At 63.0% G+C, this 15,221-nt stretch carries 13 protein-coding genes; 9 read left to right on the top strand and 4 right to left on the bottom strand.

The window, feature by feature from the left end; translation table 11 throughout:
* The first annotated feature begins 19 nt into the window (after positions 1-19).
* From glyS to glmM, 6 genes are all read left to right on the top strand, one after another.
* Positions 20-2,233: a glycine--tRNA ligase subunit beta gene (gene glyS, locus B5M07_RS11505; protein WP_120352237.1), complete on the top strand. Its 2,214-nt coding sequence runs from the start codon at positions 20-22 to the stop codon at positions 2,231-2,233.
* A 74-nt stretch (positions 2,234-2,307) separates the two neighbouring features.
* Entirely contained in the window at positions 2,308-4,845 is a 2,538-nt protein-coding gene (locus B5M07_RS11500; protein WP_120351404.1) for a putative PEP-binding protein, read from the top strand.
* 126 nt (positions 4,846-4,971) lie between these two features.
* Entirely contained in the window at positions 4,972-5,616 is a 645-nt protein-coding gene (locus tag B5M07_RS11495) for a cell wall hydrolase (protein WP_205570860.1), read from the top strand.
* Between the two features lie 113 nt (positions 5,617-5,729).
* Positions 5,730-6,659: a dihydroneopterin aldolase gene (locus B5M07_RS11490; protein ID WP_120351403.1), complete on the top strand. Its 930-nt coding sequence runs from the start codon at positions 5,730-5,732 to the stop codon at positions 6,657-6,659.
* The gene (gene folP, locus B5M07_RS11485) at positions 6,659-7,672 is read left to right on the top strand and encodes a dihydropteroate synthase (RefSeq protein ID WP_120351402.1); all 1,014 of its coding nucleotides are present in this window, start codon (positions 6,659-6,661) and stop codon (positions 7,670-7,672) included. The genes B5M07_RS11490 and folP overlap by 1 nt, the downstream gene beginning before the upstream one ends.
* On the top strand, positions 7,669-9,015 hold the full coding sequence (gene glmM / locus B5M07_RS11480) for a phosphoglucosamine mutase (protein WP_067916323.1): 1,347 nt from the start codon (positions 7,669-7,671) through the stop codon (positions 9,013-9,015). Before folP ends, glmM begins: the two co-directional genes overlap by 4 nt.
* Before the next feature lie 6 nt (positions 9,016-9,021).
* Here the strand turns inward: glmM and B5M07_RS11475 are convergent, their stop codons facing one another.
* Together B5M07_RS11475 and ilvC are read right to left on the bottom strand one after the other, a co-directional pair.
* Positions 9,022-9,942, bottom strand: coding sequence for a DMT family transporter (locus B5M07_RS11475; protein ID WP_120351401.1), 921 nt, complete (start codon positions 9,940-9,942; stop codon positions 9,022-9,024).
* Between the two features lie 76 nt (positions 9,943-10,018).
* Positions 10,019-11,041 (bottom strand): ketol-acid reductoisomerase, encoded by a 1,023-nt coding sequence (ilvC, locus tag B5M07_RS11470; protein ID WP_007119394.1) that lies wholly within the window; start codon positions 11,039-11,041, stop codon positions 10,019-10,021.
* Positions 11,042-11,175: 134 nt separating this feature from the next.
* Between ilvC and B5M07_RS11465 the strand changes: the two genes are divergently transcribed.
* The 3 genes from B5M07_RS11465 to B5M07_RS11455 all read left to right on the top strand — a co-directional run bounded on the left by B5M07_RS11465 (position 11,176) and on the right by B5M07_RS11455 (position 13,270).
* Positions 11,176-11,631 carry an Lrp/AsnC family transcriptional regulator gene (locus B5M07_RS11465; RefSeq protein ID WP_067935636.1) on the top strand — a complete coding sequence of 152 codons (456 nt, stop codon included), beginning with the start codon at positions 11,176-11,178 and terminating at the stop codon, positions 11,629-11,631.
* The gene (locus tag B5M07_RS11460) at positions 11,628-12,083 is read left to right on the top strand and encodes an Lrp/AsnC family transcriptional regulator (RefSeq protein ID WP_120351400.1); all 456 of its coding nucleotides are present in this window, start codon (positions 11,628-11,630) and stop codon (positions 12,081-12,083) included. The genes B5M07_RS11465 and B5M07_RS11460 overlap by 4 nt, the downstream gene beginning before the upstream one ends.
* Before the next feature lie 62 nt (positions 12,084-12,145).
* The gene (locus B5M07_RS11455; protein WP_120351399.1) at positions 12,146-13,270 is read left to right on the top strand and encodes an aminotransferase class V-fold PLP-dependent enzyme; all 1,125 of its coding nucleotides are present in this window, start codon (positions 12,146-12,148) and stop codon (positions 13,268-13,270) included.
* Positions 13,271-13,288: 18 nt separating this feature from the next.
* Here B5M07_RS11455 and B5M07_RS11450 read toward each other — a convergent pair whose 3' ends face one another.
* Positions 13,289-14,488 (bottom strand): UbiH/UbiF family hydroxylase, encoded by a 1,200-nt coding sequence (locus B5M07_RS11450; RefSeq protein WP_120351398.1) that lies wholly within the window; start codon positions 14,486-14,488, stop codon positions 13,289-13,291.
* Complete coding sequence (locus B5M07_RS11445; protein WP_120352235.1) at positions 14,488-15,135, bottom strand: pyrimidine 5'-nucleotidase; 648 nt, start codon at positions 15,133-15,135, stop codon at positions 14,488-14,490. Before B5M07_RS11445 ends, B5M07_RS11450 begins: the two co-directional genes overlap by 1 nt.
* Between the last annotated feature and the right edge of the window lie 86 nt (positions 15,136-15,221).

Here is a 15,221-nt window from a genome sequence, read left to right as displayed (position 1 = left end):
CAAGAATTGGGGGCCGCCCGTGCCAGATCTGCTGATTGAACTTTTCTCCGAAGAAATCCCTGCGCGGATGCAGAAACGCGCGGGCGAAGACCTGCAAAAGCTGGTGACCAACGGTCTGGTCGAAGCCGGTCTGACCTATGGCTCCGCCGCCGTTTTCACCACCCCGCGCCGTCTGACGCTGGCGCTTGGCGATATGCTTGCCGCCAGCCCGCGACAGGTGGAAGAGCGCAAAGGCCCGAAAGCCGACGCGCCTGAGAAAGCCATCGAAGGGTTTTTGCGCGGTGCTGGGTTGACCCGTGATCAATTGGAAGAACGCGACACGCCCAAGGGCAAAGTGTTCTTTGCCAAGATCGAAAAACCGGGCCGCCCTGCGGCTGAGATCGTGGCCGAGGTGCTGGAACGGACCATCCGCAATTTCCCATGGCCGAAGTCGATGCGGTGGGGCACGGGCAGCTTGAAATGGGTCCGCCCGCTTCATTCGATCCTTTGCGTCATCAGCGATGAAGCCGGGGCCGAGGTTGTGCCGCTGACCGTCGATGGCATCACCGCTGGCAACACCACGCGCGGACACCGGTTCCTTGCGCCCGATCAGATCGAAGTCGCGGGCTTCGAAGACTACCAGACCAAACTCGCCCGCGCCCATGTCGTGCTCGACCCCGCCGCGCGGGCCGATACGATCTGGCATGACGCCACCAACATGGCCTTCGCCGCTGGGCTTAAGGTTGTCGAAGACGCAGGGCTTTTGGCCGAGGTCGCCGGGCTGGTTGAATATCCCGTGGTGCTGATGGGCCGCATTGGCGACGATTTTCTCGGCTTGCCGCCCGAAGTGCTGCAAACCTCGATGAAAGAGCATCAGAAGTTCTTCTCGGTCCGCAATCCGAAGTCGGGTCAGATCGAGCGCTTCGTCACCGTCGCCAACCGCACCACCGCCGACGAGGGTGCCACGATCCTTGCGGGCAACGAAAAAGTGCTCGGCGCGCGGCTGTCGGATGCGAAATTCTTCTGGGACAATGACCTGCGCACCGTGACCTCGGGCGCGGGGATGGAGACTTGGGTCAAGGCGCTGGAAAATGTGACCTTCCATAACAAGCTCGGCACACAGGCCGAGTTGATCGACCGCATGGCGACCCTCTCGCGTGAGCTTGCCCCGCTGGTCGGCGCCGACGCCGATGAGGCCGAGCAGGCGGCGCGGGTAGCCAAGGCCGACCTCAGCTCCGAGATGGTCTATGAGTTCCCCGAATTGCAGGGCCTGATGGGCAGCTACTACGCGCGCAAGGCGGGGATGTCGGATGCCGTGGCCGATGCGGCCAAGGATCACTATGCGCCGCTGGGGCCGTCCGATGACGTGCCGACTGAGCCGGTGTCGATTGCCGTGGCGCTGGCCGAGAAGATCGACAAGCTGACTGGGTTCTGGGCGATTGATGAGAAACCCACCGGGAGCAAAGACCCGTTTGCGCTGCGGCGTGCGGCTTTGGGCGTTATTCGGATTTTGGTTGAGAATGACACACATCTTTCCTTGGCGGAAACTCTGCAGACACACCGCGCCACTATCGAAGCTGATACTGTCGCAACGGTTCAAGAAGACGGTCGTGTTATCGCAACAGGACGGACCAAGGACATTCGAGGTGAGTTCGATCTAGAAGAACTCGCCGAAGTGGGACGAACTCGAGTTACGATCCATGAGTGGCATTTTAACGGCGACCTACAGAGCGACCTCCTCTCCTTCATCCACGACCGCCTCAAAGTCTACCTCCGCGATCAAGGCATCCGCCACGACATTATCGACGCCTGCATCGCCATGGACGGCAGCGACGATCTGACCCTGCTGGTCAAACGCGCCCGCGCCCTGTCGGAGACGCTCAAAACCGACGACGGCGAGAGCCTGATCCAAGGCTTCAAACGCGCCAACAACATCCTCAGCCAAGCCGAAGAGGCCGATGGCGTGGAATACTCCTTCGGCGCTGATCCGAAGTTTGCCGAAACGCAGGCCGAGAAAGACCTCTTCGCAGCGCTCGACAAGGCCGAGGCCAAGATCACCCCGGCGATGGCGGCGCAGGATTTCTCGACCGCGATGGCCGCCATGGCGGAACTGCGCGGGCCGATTGATGCATTTTTCGAGGCGGTTCAGGTCAATGCCGACAACCCCACCGTGCGGCGCAATCGGCTCAATCTGCTCAGCCGCATTCGCACGATCTGTAGCGCCGTGGCGGACTTGACCAAACTGGATGGCTGACCGCTGAGGGGGCAAGATCCCTTGCCCCTTCTGCCTCAACCCCTATGCTGCACCGGAACGACTAAGGTGCCGCAGTGCAGAACGATCCCCATACCACGCTGGTGACCCCCACCGCGCCAATTGCTAATGACACCCACGGCGGGCGGGCGAAATGCTTGCAGCGCCTCGTGCGCCTTGAGTTGCCGGTGCCCTCTACCGTGGCGGTTTCTTTCAATGCGGTGCAACAGATCGCGCGCGGGCAGTTGCCTGATATCCAAGCGGTGGTCGATCAATTTCCCAAAGGCGCGCTGCTTTGTGTGCGCCCCTCTAGCCAAGACCCTGATTGGGGTGGGCCGGGGGCGGTGCTGAACATCGGCATCAACGACGCGCTGTTTGAACATTACGCCACGACCATCGGCGAAGGCCCGGCGGCGGCGCTTTATTCGCGCTTCGTGCAGTCCTATGCGGTCAATGTTGCCCGCCTTGACCCCGATATGTTCGACGATGTGAACGGCGATGGCCGTGCGGCGCTGATGGAATCACTACGCGCCTATGAGGCCGAGACCGAAGAGCGTTTTCCCCAAGACCCGGCAACGCAATTGGCTGCGGTGTTGCGGTCAATGGCGCGGGCGTGGAACGGCACTTCGGCGCGATTGTTGCGGCAAGCCAAGGGGGCACCTGCGGATGCGGGGTTGGGGTTGATCGTGCAGGAAATGGCCTTTGGCGTGGGGCAGGGGCAGTGCGGTTCGGGCGTGTTGCAACTGGTCGATAGCGATACTGGCCTACCGCAAATCACCGGGCGTTATCTCAGCCAAAGCCAAGGCCGCGATGCGCTCGAAGGCGATGCGGCGGCGATGTATCTCACCCGCGATCCGCGCGGGCCGTCGTTGGAAGAGCTGGTGCCCGATGCCTTTGCCGAGTTGAAAGACCACGCGGCGCTGATGCGCAAACGGCTCCGGGCCGAGATGCAGGTCGAGTTCGTGATCGATCAAGGCAAGCTGCATATTCTGGATGGTGTGAAGGTCGCACGGTCCTCCCGTGCGGCGGTGCGGATCGCCGTGGCGCTGGCTGACGAAGGGATCATCAGCCGCGAGGAAGCGCTCATGCGGGTGCAGCCCCGCACGCTGTCGGAACTGCTGCACCGTCAGGTTGACCCAAGCGCCAAACGCGACGTGATCGGGCGCGGCATCGCCGCCAGCCCCGGGGCGGCCACCGGGCGGATCGTCTTTTCCGCCAGCGACGCACAGGCCAGCGCCGCGCGGGGGGAGCCTTGCATCCTCGTCCGGCGCGAAACGTCACCAGAGGATATTCGCGGCATGCATGCCGCCGCTGCCGTTTTGACCGAACGCGGCGGCATCACCAGCCATGCGGCGGTGATCGGGCGCGGCATGGGGCTTCCTTGCGTTGTCGGTGCGTCGAACATGCGCTTTATCGTGACCCAGCGGCAGATCATCGCCCCCGATGGGCGGGTTTTTGTCGAAGGGGATCAGGTCACCGTTGATGGCTCAACCGGGCAGGTCTTGGCCGGGGCGGCCAAGATGCAAGAAGCCGCACTAGACGATACCTTCACCCGGCTGATGGGCTGGGCCGAGGATGTGGCCGACATTGGCATTCGCGCCAATGCCGACACGCCTGCCGATGCGCAGACCGCGCGCAATTTCAACGCCCATGGCATCGGGCTCTGCCGCACTGAACATATGTTTTTCGAGCCCGGTCGCCTCACCGTGATGCGCGAAATGATCTTTGCCGAAAGCGGCGAAGACCGCCGTGCCGTGCTGGAACGTCTGCTGCCCATGCAGCGCGAGGATTTTACCCAGTTATTCCGCATCATGCAGGGGCAGCCAGTGTGCATCCGCTTGTTTGATCCGCCGCTGCATGAATTCTTGCCCTCAGACAAAGCCGGGCAGCGCGAATTGGCCGAGGCGCTTGGCCTTCAGATGTCTGACGTGACGCGGCGCGTGGCGGCGATGACGGAGTATAACCCGATGCTGGGCCTGCGCGGCGTGCGGCTGGGGGTGACGGTGCCGGAAATCTACGAAATGCAGGCCCGCGCGATCTTTGAGGCCACAATCGAAGCCAGCCGCGATGGCGAGCCGGTGGTGCCCGAGATCATGATCCCGCTGGTCAGCGCCCGGCGCGAAGTGGAATTGGTCAAAGCCGGCGTCGATGCCGTGGCCGCCGCCGTGCGCAGCGAGCGCGACGCGAGCTTCACCTACCGTCTCGGCGTGATGGTAGAGACCCCGCGCGCCTGTCTGCGTGCTGATGATATCGCGCCGCATTGTGCCTTTCTCAGTTTCGGGACCAACGATCTGACGCAGATGACCTATGGCCTCTCGCGCGACGACGCGGGGCGCTTCATGTCGAATTACGTCCAACAAGGGGTCTACCCAGAGGATCCCTTCCATGTGCTCGACACCGATGGGGTCGGCGAATTGCTGCAACTTGGGGCGGAAAGGGGGCGCAAAGCCCAGCCCGGAATCACCCTTTCCATCTGTGGGGAGCATGGCGGGAACCCCGAATCCATCGCTTTTTGCCGCGAATCGGGCTTTGATTATGTTTCCTGTTCGCCGTTTCGCGTACCGGTTGCACGTTTGGCTGCGGCCCAGCTCGCCATTGCCCACAAGATCGGGTAGGGGCAGCGGGCTCCAGCCCAACTTATACCATAATTCGGCAAGTTTCTGCACATAATGTCCGGTTGGGTTTACCGCCCGGAACCTTTTGGCTATCCGCCCCGCAGCCCTAACAATGATGCGAGGCGCATGATGCGTTTTATCCGGTCGATCTCTTTTGCTCTTTCCATGGCTCTGTGCAGCAGCCCGCTGGCTGTTCAAGCAAGCTCCGAAAGCGCGAGCGATCTTGCGCAGATTGAAATTCAAGGTCTGAAATCCGCCGGTGCGGCGCGACTTCAGGAGATGGTCGCGCAGCCCGTGTCGGCCAGCGAGACAGATGTGAAATTCTCGACCGCTTGGGTCGACAGCCAGCCCAAAGCCGAAGGCAACGCCGAGTTGCAGTGCCTTGCCGAAGCGCTTTATTTCGAGGCGCGCGGTGAGACGGTCAAAGGCCAGTTTGCCGTGGCCGAAGTGATCATGAACCGTGTGAAATCGGCCCGCTTTCCCGGCACGCTTTGCGGCGTGATCAATCAGGGGACGGGGCGCAAGTATCAGTGCCAGTTTACCTATACCTGCGACGGCTACAAAGAAGTCATCAATGAGCCGCGCGCCTTTGCCCGTGTCTCTAAAGTGGCGCGTGCGATCATCGACGGCTCCGCGCCCAAGCTGACCAATGGCGCGACCCACTACCACACCACCGCCGTGAACCCCAACTGGGCGCGGGTCTATACCAAGACTGCGCGGATCGGTCAGCATCTCTTCTACCGCCACACGTGGAAAACCGCCTCGAACTAAGAGTTCGGGTTCGGATGTGCCTTCGGGTGCTGGCCTGCCGTCGGTGGGCCTGCTAAATGTGCATCGAAGCGCCCCCGACGGGGCCCGATACCCTGATCCGATAGGCGCTGCCGATGTCCGACGACGAAATTCGACTTGCCTTTGCCCACCCTTCTGAGCGGGCAGAGACGATGGCCGGCCCTGAGCCGCGCGACCGTATTTCCCTGCGCGATCATATCGTTGAGGTAGAGATCGGCGCCTTTCAGGCCGAGCGGGATGTCACGCAACGGGTCTGTTTCAACGTGGTGGTCGAGGTGGCGCCCCTGACGGGCGTGGTGGATGACGATGTGGATCGCATCCTGTCCTATGACCGCGTGACCGAGGCCATCGCCGCCGAGCTTGCCGCCGAGCGGCTCAACCTCTTGGAAACGCTGGCCGAACGGGTGGCGGACCGTATCTTGATCGAACCGCAGGCGATGCGGGTTTTCGTGCGGATCGAAAAGCTTGACCGTGGCCCCGGTGCGCTTGGGGTTGAGATCGTGCGGGCGCGGGAGGGCGCTGCCATAGTGCAGGACGCCGCCCAAGAGGCACCGCAGCCGCGCGTGATTTACCTGTCAAATGCCGCCATTGCCTCTGACCGCTTGACCGGATGGCTCGACCACTTGGAAGCCTCCGCCCAGCCCGTGATCCTTTGCGTTGGCCCCGCTGACATCGCGGCCCCACGGGCCGGAGATGAAAAAGCACAACGCCACATCGACCTTTTGGCGATCGAACAGAACGCTTGGGTGCTCTGGGCGCGCGATCCCCGCTGCGCGGTGGTTGGCAGCCGGACAGAGTTGGACTGGGCGATGAAAAACGGCCAGATCAGCATCTGGGCCCCTGCGCGGATCGTGCTCGATGCGGTGGACGGCCCCGCCGCCGCACCAAGCGCGGCACCGGCCTTGGCCGCGTGGTTTGCCGAAAGCTCATCCGCCAGCGAGTTGGTGCTGATCGGCGCAGACCGGCCCGAGGGCGCGGCGCTGCCGGTGCGGGTGCTCGATGTCGACAGTGCGGAGATTGCCTGATGACAGATTATCACCGCCCCTTGGTTCAGATTGGTCCCGCGCGGCCCGAAGGCGCGCTGACCCTTGCGGGCGGCTGGGGCTGGTTTACCCATGTTGAGGTATTGGCGCGGGGGCAGGCGCCGCATGTGATCACGGCAGACGCGCTCCCCCCTACGGCGCGGGCGGCGTTGACCGCGCCGCGCCCGGCCATCGCAGGGCTGACTTTCGACCGCCCCCGCGTGATGGGGATTCTCAATGCCACGCCCGACAGTTTCTCAGATGGCGGTCGCCATGCCGATCCGCAGATCGCGGTCGCTGCGGGGGCGGCAATGCGGGCGGCGGGGGTCGACATGCTGGATATCGGCGGCGAATCGACCCGTCCGGGGGCCGAAACGGTGCCTGAGGACGAAGAGATCGCGCGCGTTCGTCCCGTAATCGAAGGGCTGCGCGCTGCTGGACCCGGAGCGATCAGCATCGACACCCGCAAGGCCGCCGTGGCCGAAGCCGCGGTCGCGGCGGGGGCAGATTTGGTCAATGACGTGGCCGGGCTCACCTTTGACCCGGCGCTCGCGCCCTTTTGCGCGGCGCGGAACCTGCCGGTCTGCGTGATGCATGCCCAAGGCGACCCGGCCACGATGCAACGTGACCCGCAGTATGAAAACGTCCTGCTCGACGTCTATGACTATCTGGCCGGGCGGATCACCGCGTTGGAGGCCGAGGGCATCGGGCGGCACAACATTATCGCCGATCCGGGCATCGGCTTTGGCAAGACGCTTGAGCACAACCTCACGCTGCTTGCAAATCTCAGCCTGTTCCACAGCCTCGGCGTGCCGATCTTGCTGGGCGCATCGCGCAAGCGCTTCATCGGCACCATAGGCGGCGGCGCGGCTGGGGAAGATCGCGCACCGGGGTCCATCGCGGTCGCCCTGGCGGCGCTGAGCCACGGTGTCCAAGTCTTGCGCGTCCACGACGTGGCGCAAACCATCCAATCCATTTCACTTTACCGCGCGGCACTGACAGGAAAACAGCTATGACAAAACTCTTTGGTACTGATGGCGTGCGCGGCACCGCCAATATTCACCCCATGACCGCCGAAATGGCGCTGCGCATCGGTGCCGCCGTGGGGCGCTATTTCCGGCGTGAGAAAGACACCGTGCACCGCGTGGTCATCGGCAAGGACACGCGGCTGTCGGGCTATATGTTCGAAAACGCGCTGACGGCGGGCCTCACGAGCACGGGGATGAACGTCCTGCTCCTGGGGCCGGTGCCGACGCCTGCGGTCGGGCTTCTGACGCGGTCGATGCGCGCCGATCTGGGGGTCATGATCTCGGCCAGTCACAATCCGGCCAGCGACAATGGTATCAAATTCTTTGGCCCGGATGGCTTCAAACTCTCCGATCAGGTCGAACAGGAAATCGAAGCGCTGGTCGCGGAAGGGGTCGCGCCTTCGGAGCCGGATCAGATCGGCCGGGCCAAGCGGATCGACGACAGCCGCTATCGCTATATCGAACGGGTCAAATCCTCTTTCCCGCGGCAGATGCGTCTTGATGGGCTGAAAGTGGTGATCGATTGCGCCCATGGCGCGGCCTACCACGTGGCGCCCATGGCGCTGTGGGAATTGGGTGCGACGGTGATCCCCGTGGGCGTGGCCCCCAATGGGTTCAACATCAACGATGGCTGTGGTTCGACCCAGCCGCAATCCGCGGCAGAGGCCGTGGTGGCGAATGGCGCCGATGTAGGCATCTGCCTTGATGGCGATGCAGACCGGGTGATCTTGATCGATCAGAATGGCCGTATCGGGGACGGCGACCAGTTCATGGCGCTGATGGCCGCCCGTTGGGCCGAAGAAGAGCGGCTTGCGGGCAAGGCGCTTGTGGCCACGGTGATGAGCAACCTTGGGCTGGAGCGTTTCCTCGACGACCGCGGTCTGCGGTTGGAGCGCACGAGCGTGGGCGACCGCTATGTGGTGGAGCGGATGCGCGAAGGGGGGTTCAACCTCGGCGGGGAGCAGTCGGGTCATATCGTGATGACCGACCACGCGACCACGGGCGACGGACTTATGGCCGGGATGCAGTTTCTGGCTGAGATGGTCCGCTCGGGCAAACCTGCCTCGGAGCTGCTGTACCAATTCGACCCGGTGCCGCAACTGCTGAAAAACGTCCGGTTCTCCGCTGGGCAAACCCCGTTGGAAGAGGCGCAGGTCAAAGCCGCAATCGCGCAGGCCGAGGCCGATCTGGCGCAAGGCGGGCGGTTGTTGATCCGCAAATCGGGCACCGAGCCGCTGGTCCGTGTGATGGCCGAACATGAAGACGCGGCACTGATGGAACGTGCCGTGGACAGCGTGGTTGACGCGGTGAATGCGGCGGTGGGCGGCTAGGCTGTCCTATCCGCGCTGGAACAGCCGTTTCAGCGCGCCGTATTGGCTGAGCCCGACCCCCGCAAGGATCAGCGCCATCGCATAGAGCAGCGACATCGGCAGCGGCTCTGACAAGACCAGCGCCCCCAAGAGGACCGACCAGACCGGCACTTGGTAATTGACCAAGGACATAAAGACCGGCCCGGCAGTGCGCACCACATAGACCCGCAAAAAGGCCGCGCCTGCGGTGGGTATCAGACCCAGAAAGGCCAAGACGGCCACGATCTTTGGGCCGGGCAGGGGCGGCGGGCCTTCGCTGATAAAAGCGGCAGGCAACATGATGCCTGCGCCGATCAGCATAAGGATCGTGGCCAGGCCGATCGGGTCTACCGACGGCAAGCGGCGCATGAGGATCGAGCTGATGGCATAGCACGATGCCGCGCCGACGCAGGCGATACGGCCCGCAGTCTCCATCGCGGCACCCGTGCTTTCAAATGCCTGCCCGCCGATCAATACCACCACGCCGATAAAGCCAATGACAAAACCGCCAACCTTGCGCGGGGTCATACGCTCTCCCGGCAGTAGGAAATGCGCCAAGGGCAGAACGATCAGCGCGACCGAGGCCATGGTCACCCCGGCAAAGCCAGAGGTCACATATTGCTGCCCCCATGCCAGCAGTGAAAACGGCAGGGCCGAGCTGATAATGCCGATGGTGGTCAGTGTCGCGATCACGCCCCGCGTCGGGCGGTCGGCGAATAGCGCGAAACCGCGCCCGGCCCATAGCGCCAGCATCACCACCGACGCAAACCCGATCCGAGAGGCGGCGAGCCAAAAGGGCGTAATGCCCGTCAGCGCAATTTCGATGGCCAGAAAGGTGCCGCCCCAGACAAAGCCCAGAATGGCGATCAGCAGCCAGCTGGTGCGGGTGATCTGAGGCGTGGTGTTCATCGGGGCTCCGGCGTAAAGGCAAAGACCCCGGCGCAAGGCCGGGGTCGATGTCGTCTTATCTTGAGGGGGAGATGGCTCAGTTCTTGGCCTTGTCCACCATCTTGCCTGCGGAAATCCACGGCATCATCTCACGCAGTTTCGCGCCGACCTGTTCGATGCGGTGCTCGTCGTTGATGCGACGTGTGGCTTTGAACGAAGGCTGGCCGACTGCGTTTTCCTGCATGAAGTCACGCACGAACTTGCCGTTCTGGATGTCCGTCAGCACGTCTTTCATGCGCTTCTTAGTCTCGTCGTAGGGCAGGATGCGCGGGCCGGAGACATATTCGCCGTATTCCGCCGTGTTCGAGATCGAGTAGTTCATGTTGGCGATGCCGCCTTCATAGATCAGGTCGACGATCAGCTTCACTTCGTGCAGGCATTCGAAATAGGCCATCTCGGGGGCATAACCCGCTTCGACCAATGTCTCGAAACCCATGCGGATCAGTTCAACCAAGCCACCGCAAAGCACGGCCTGCTCACCGAAGAGGTCGGTTTCGCATTCTTCGCGGAAGTTGGTTTCGATGATGCCCGAACGGCCGCCACCGATGGCGGAGCAATAGGACAGACCGATTTCCAGCGCTTTGCCGGAAGCGTCGCGATCCACGGCCACAAGGCAAGGCACGCCGCCGCCTTTGGTGTATTCGCCGCGCACCGTGTGGCCCGGACCTTTGGGCGCCATCATGATCACGTCGATGCCTTCTTTGGGCTCGATCAGGCCGAAGTGGACATTCAGGCCGTGGGCGAATGCGATGGCGGCACCTTCGCGAATGTTGTCATGCACGTATTTTTTGTAGGTCTCGGCCTGAAGCTCATCGGGCATGGTGAACATGATCAGGTCGGCCCAAGCGGCGGCTTCGGCGATGCCCATGACCTTGAGACCTTCGCCTTCGGCCTTGGCGGCGGAGGCAGAGCCTTCGCGCAGGGCGACGACGAGGTTCTTGGCACCGGAGTCGCGCAGGTTCAGGGCGTGGGCGTGGCCTTGGGAACCGTAGCCGAGGATGGCTACTTTTTTGTCCTTGATGAGGTTCACGTCGCAATCGCGGTCGTAGTAAACGCGCATGATCTTGTCCTTTGGTTGATCTCTATCTGCGGTTCACCATAGCGATGTTGCGTCTAGTGGCCATTGTCATCGCAGAGGTATTTGTGAAAGAATGAAGATAGTTATTCGTGGTTTCACTGGAAAACGGAAAATTCATGCTTGATGATCTGGATCGCCGTATTCTGCGCTATTGGCAAGCGGAGCCGAGCCTCAGCCCCGGCGAGTTGGCGGAGCGCTGCAATATCACCTCTGGCAAGGCCGCGCGGCGGATTGCGCGTCTGCAGGATCAGGGGATCGTGCAGGGCAGCGGTGTGGTGATCGATTGGGCTGCACTGGGCTATGCGTTGGAGGTGTCCTTGCGGGTGACACTGGACAAGACGCAGGCCAATGCCTTCGACATCTTTATGGCAGAGGCGCGGCAGGTGCCTGAGGTGATCGAGCTTCAGACGTTTTTGGGCCGGGTCGATCTGCGGCTGTCGATTATTGCGCGGGATATGGGGCATTACCAGCAGATCTATCGCAGTCGTATCCTCACGCTACCGCATATCGCCGAGATCGAGGCGCTGATGCATGTGGCGCGGATCAAAACGCAGGAGGGGCTGCCGCTGTGATTGAGCTTGATGAGATTGACCGCGCCTTGCTGCGCGCTTTGGCGCGGGATGCCACACAGAGTGCGAGCGCATTGGGACGGCGGTTGGGCCTGTCGCAGCCTGCGACGTGGCGGCGGATCAGGCGGTTGGAAGAGGGCGGCGCGATTGCCGGGCGGCGGCTGCGGTTGAATCCCGAGGCATTGGGTTTTGGCGTGACCGTTTTTTTGGGTATCAAACTGGCCACGCGGGGGCGGGTGAGTTTGGAGGATTTCGAGCGGGCGGTGAGTGCCATTCCCGAAGTGCAGACGGTGGAGCACGTCTTGGGGCTTTTCGACTACCGGCTGCGGGTCGTGGCGCGGGATTTGCCCGATTTCGAGCGTGTGCTGAGGCGGCGGATCATGACGCTGCCCGGCGCGGGGGAGGTGGAGGCCAATGTGCTTTTGAGCGAGGAGCGTCTGCCGGGGCCGCTTTAGCCGTGAATTGCCTTTTGCGGCGGCGGGACATATGCCTTTGATCGAAAGATGGAGGAAGAACGATGGCATTGCTCGACACGGTAGACCCCACGGGGCTTGATGAATTCAGCGTGGTCTTTACCGACCGTTCGCTCAACCACATGTCAGCGGAATTTCAGCAGGTCATGCGCGACCTCTCGGGCTGGCTGGGCGAAGTGTACAACGCCGACGCTGTGGCGCTGGTGCCCGGCGGCGGTACCTATGCGATGGAGGCCGTGGCCCGACAATTCGCGCGCGGCCAAGACGTGTTGGTGGTACGCAACGGGTGGTTTTCCTACCGTTGGAGCCAGATCATTGAGAGCGCCGATCTTACCAAGAGTGCCGAGGTGATGAAGGCGCGGATGCAGGGCAACGCCAGCCCCGCGCCCTTTGCGCCCGCGCCGATTGAAGAGGTCACCGCAGCTATTCGCGACGGGAAACCGCAGGTCGTGTTTGCACCGCATGTGGAGACTAGCTCGGGCATGATCCTGCCGGATGACTACATCAAAGAAATGGCTGCGGCGGCGCATGAAGTGGGTGCGCTGATGGTGCTTGATTGCATCGCCTCGGGCTGTGTCTGGGTGGATATGAAGGCGCTTGGGGTCGATGTGTTGATCTCGGCCCCGCAGAAAGGGTGGAGCGCGTCGCCTTCCGCTGGGCTGATGATGATGTCCGCGCGGGCAGAAGCGCGGTTGAATGAGACCACATCGGACAGTTTCGCCATCGATCTGCGCAAGTGGCGCGACATCATGAAAGCCTATGAGGCGGGGGGGCATGCCTATCATGCGACCATGCCGACGGATGCGCTGCGGCTGTTCCGTGATACAGTGAAAGAGACCCGCGATTATGGGTTCGACCGGTTGAAAGAAGCGCAGTGGCGTTTGGGGGAAGCGGTGCGGCAGGCGCTGGCCGCACGGGGGGTGACTTCGGTTGCTGCTGACGGGTTTGCCGCGCCGGGCGTGGTGGTCGGCTACACCGCCGATCCGGATGTGCAAAACGGCAAGGCCTTTGCCGCTCATGGCATGCAGATTGCAGCGGGCGTGCCGTTGCAGGTGGGAGAGCCGGATGATTTCCGCACCTTCCGTCTGGGGCTGTTCGGGCTGGATAAGCTTTATGACGTTGACGCCACCGTGGCACGGTTGACGGCTGTGCTCGACGAGGTTTTGTAAGACAGGCTGCGCCGCGCGTTAGCGGCGCAGGCCCAGCCCCATTTGCATCAGCATCTTGCGCACTTGGGGCAGGGCGTAGAGCGCATTAAGCGCTGCCGCCCGCGCATCGCGGGCCAGTGGGCTGCTGGCTTGGCTAGCCCGGTTCAGCAGGTCAATGCCCCGGACGCGCAGGCTGATGTCTGTGTGGCGGGCCTTGTGGTAGGCTTCTAGCATCTCGGCATCGCCGAGCTTTTCAGGCGATTTGCGGGCCAGATCCAACAACGTCGCCAGATCGGTTAGCGACATGTTCAGCCCCTGCGCGCCGATGGGGGGCAGCACATGGGCGGCCTCAGCCACCAATGCCACCCGTTCGGCGGAGAGGCGCTTGGCCTCTTGGCTGATGATCGGCCAAAGCGCGCGGGGGCTGGCGAGGGTCAGCGGCCCGAAAAGATTGGCTGAGCGCGCCGTCGCTTCGGCCTCAAAGGCAGCGGTATCCAGCGTGGCGCGGGCTTGGGTCGCGGGACCGTCGTCCATCCAAACCACGGCGGAGCAGGGCATGCCGTCGCGGTCGGGCAGGGGGACGAGGGTGAAGGGGCCGCCGGAGCGGTGTACTTCGGTCGAAACATTCTCATGCGGGATGGGGTGTGTCACGCAAAAGGCCAGCGCCTTTTGGCCGTAGCGGCGGGTGGTGACTTCGATCCCGGCGGCATCGCGCATTGGGCTGTTCCGCCCATCGGCGGCGATCACCAGTCGCGTTTTGATGCGGCTGCCATCGCTGAGACCGACACGGGCCTCGGAGCTGCGGGTGAAGAGCGTGGTGGTGCCAGTGCCGGGGCGAAAATCGACATTGGGCAGCGCGTTCAGGCGGGCCAAAATCTCGCGGCGCAGCAGCCAATTTGGGAAGTTCCAGCCGAAGGGGGCATCTGAGATATCGGCGGCGTCGAACTCGCGGGTGACGCGGGGGCTCGGGTCATCGCCCCCCGCATCGACGATCCGCATGATCTGCAAAGGGGCGGCATGTGGGGCGAGGCGGTCCCATAGTCCGGCGTCTTCCAAGAGCAGACGGGATGGTTGCAGCAGCGCGGTGGAGCGCATGTCGGCGCCCTCGGCCGCGCCGTCGGTGACGGGCGGTGTGGGATCGACGCAGATCACGTCGAAACCCGCCGCGCCAAAAGCGGCGGCGGCGGTCAGTCCGGCGATGCCGCCACCGGAAATCAGAATATCGCAATCAAAGGTCATCAGCCCGCCACCCGTGTCAGAAAATCGCAGAGGTCTTGCGTATGGTAGTGGATGTGATCGCCTTCGCCACGTGTGGGCGCCACATGCACCGTGCGCATCCCCAAGGCATGGGGGGCGGCAAGGTTGCGTGGATCATCCTCAAACATCGCGGCGGCTGCGGTTTGGAAACCGTCGATGGCAAAGACTTTATCGTAGGCGGCGGCTTCGGGTTTGGGCAGGAAATCCGCATGTTCGACGCCGTAGACCGCATCGAATAGCCCCGAAAGGCCGCGCGCCTCAAGCACCCGTTCGGCGTAGGGAGCGCAGCCATTGGTGTAGACGATGCGGCGCCCCGGCAGAACGCGGATCGCTTGGGCGAGTAATGGGTCGGGGGTCAGCCGGTCCATCGGGATGTCATGCACATCCGTGAGGTAGGGGCCGGGATCGACGCCGTGTTCGCGCATCAGCCCCGCCAGCGTGGTGCCATAGGTCTGCCAATAGTGCTGGCGCAGGTGGTTGGCCTCGGCCCGGTCGACCTTGATGGCGCGCATTACCCAATCGACCATACGCGATTCGATCAGATCGAAAAGCCGCGCCTCGGGGGGGTAGAGCGTTTGATCAAGGTCGAAGACCCAAGTGGTGACATGAGAGAAAGCATCGCGCGGCATGGCGCAGAGGTAGGCCGAGATGGGCAGCCGCGCAAGCCCTCCCGGGTTGCGCATATGGTCGCGGTGAGTAAGGTGGCGCAACTTTC

It is taken from the genome of Sulfitobacter sp. D7, from assembly GCF_003611275.1.
Taxonomy (GTDB): domain Bacteria; phylum Pseudomonadota; class Alphaproteobacteria; order Rhodobacterales; family Rhodobacteraceae; genus Sulfitobacter; species Sulfitobacter profundi.
The sequence above is the reverse complement of the archived record's forward strand: the minus strand, read 5'-3'. Positions and strand labels throughout refer to the sequence as shown.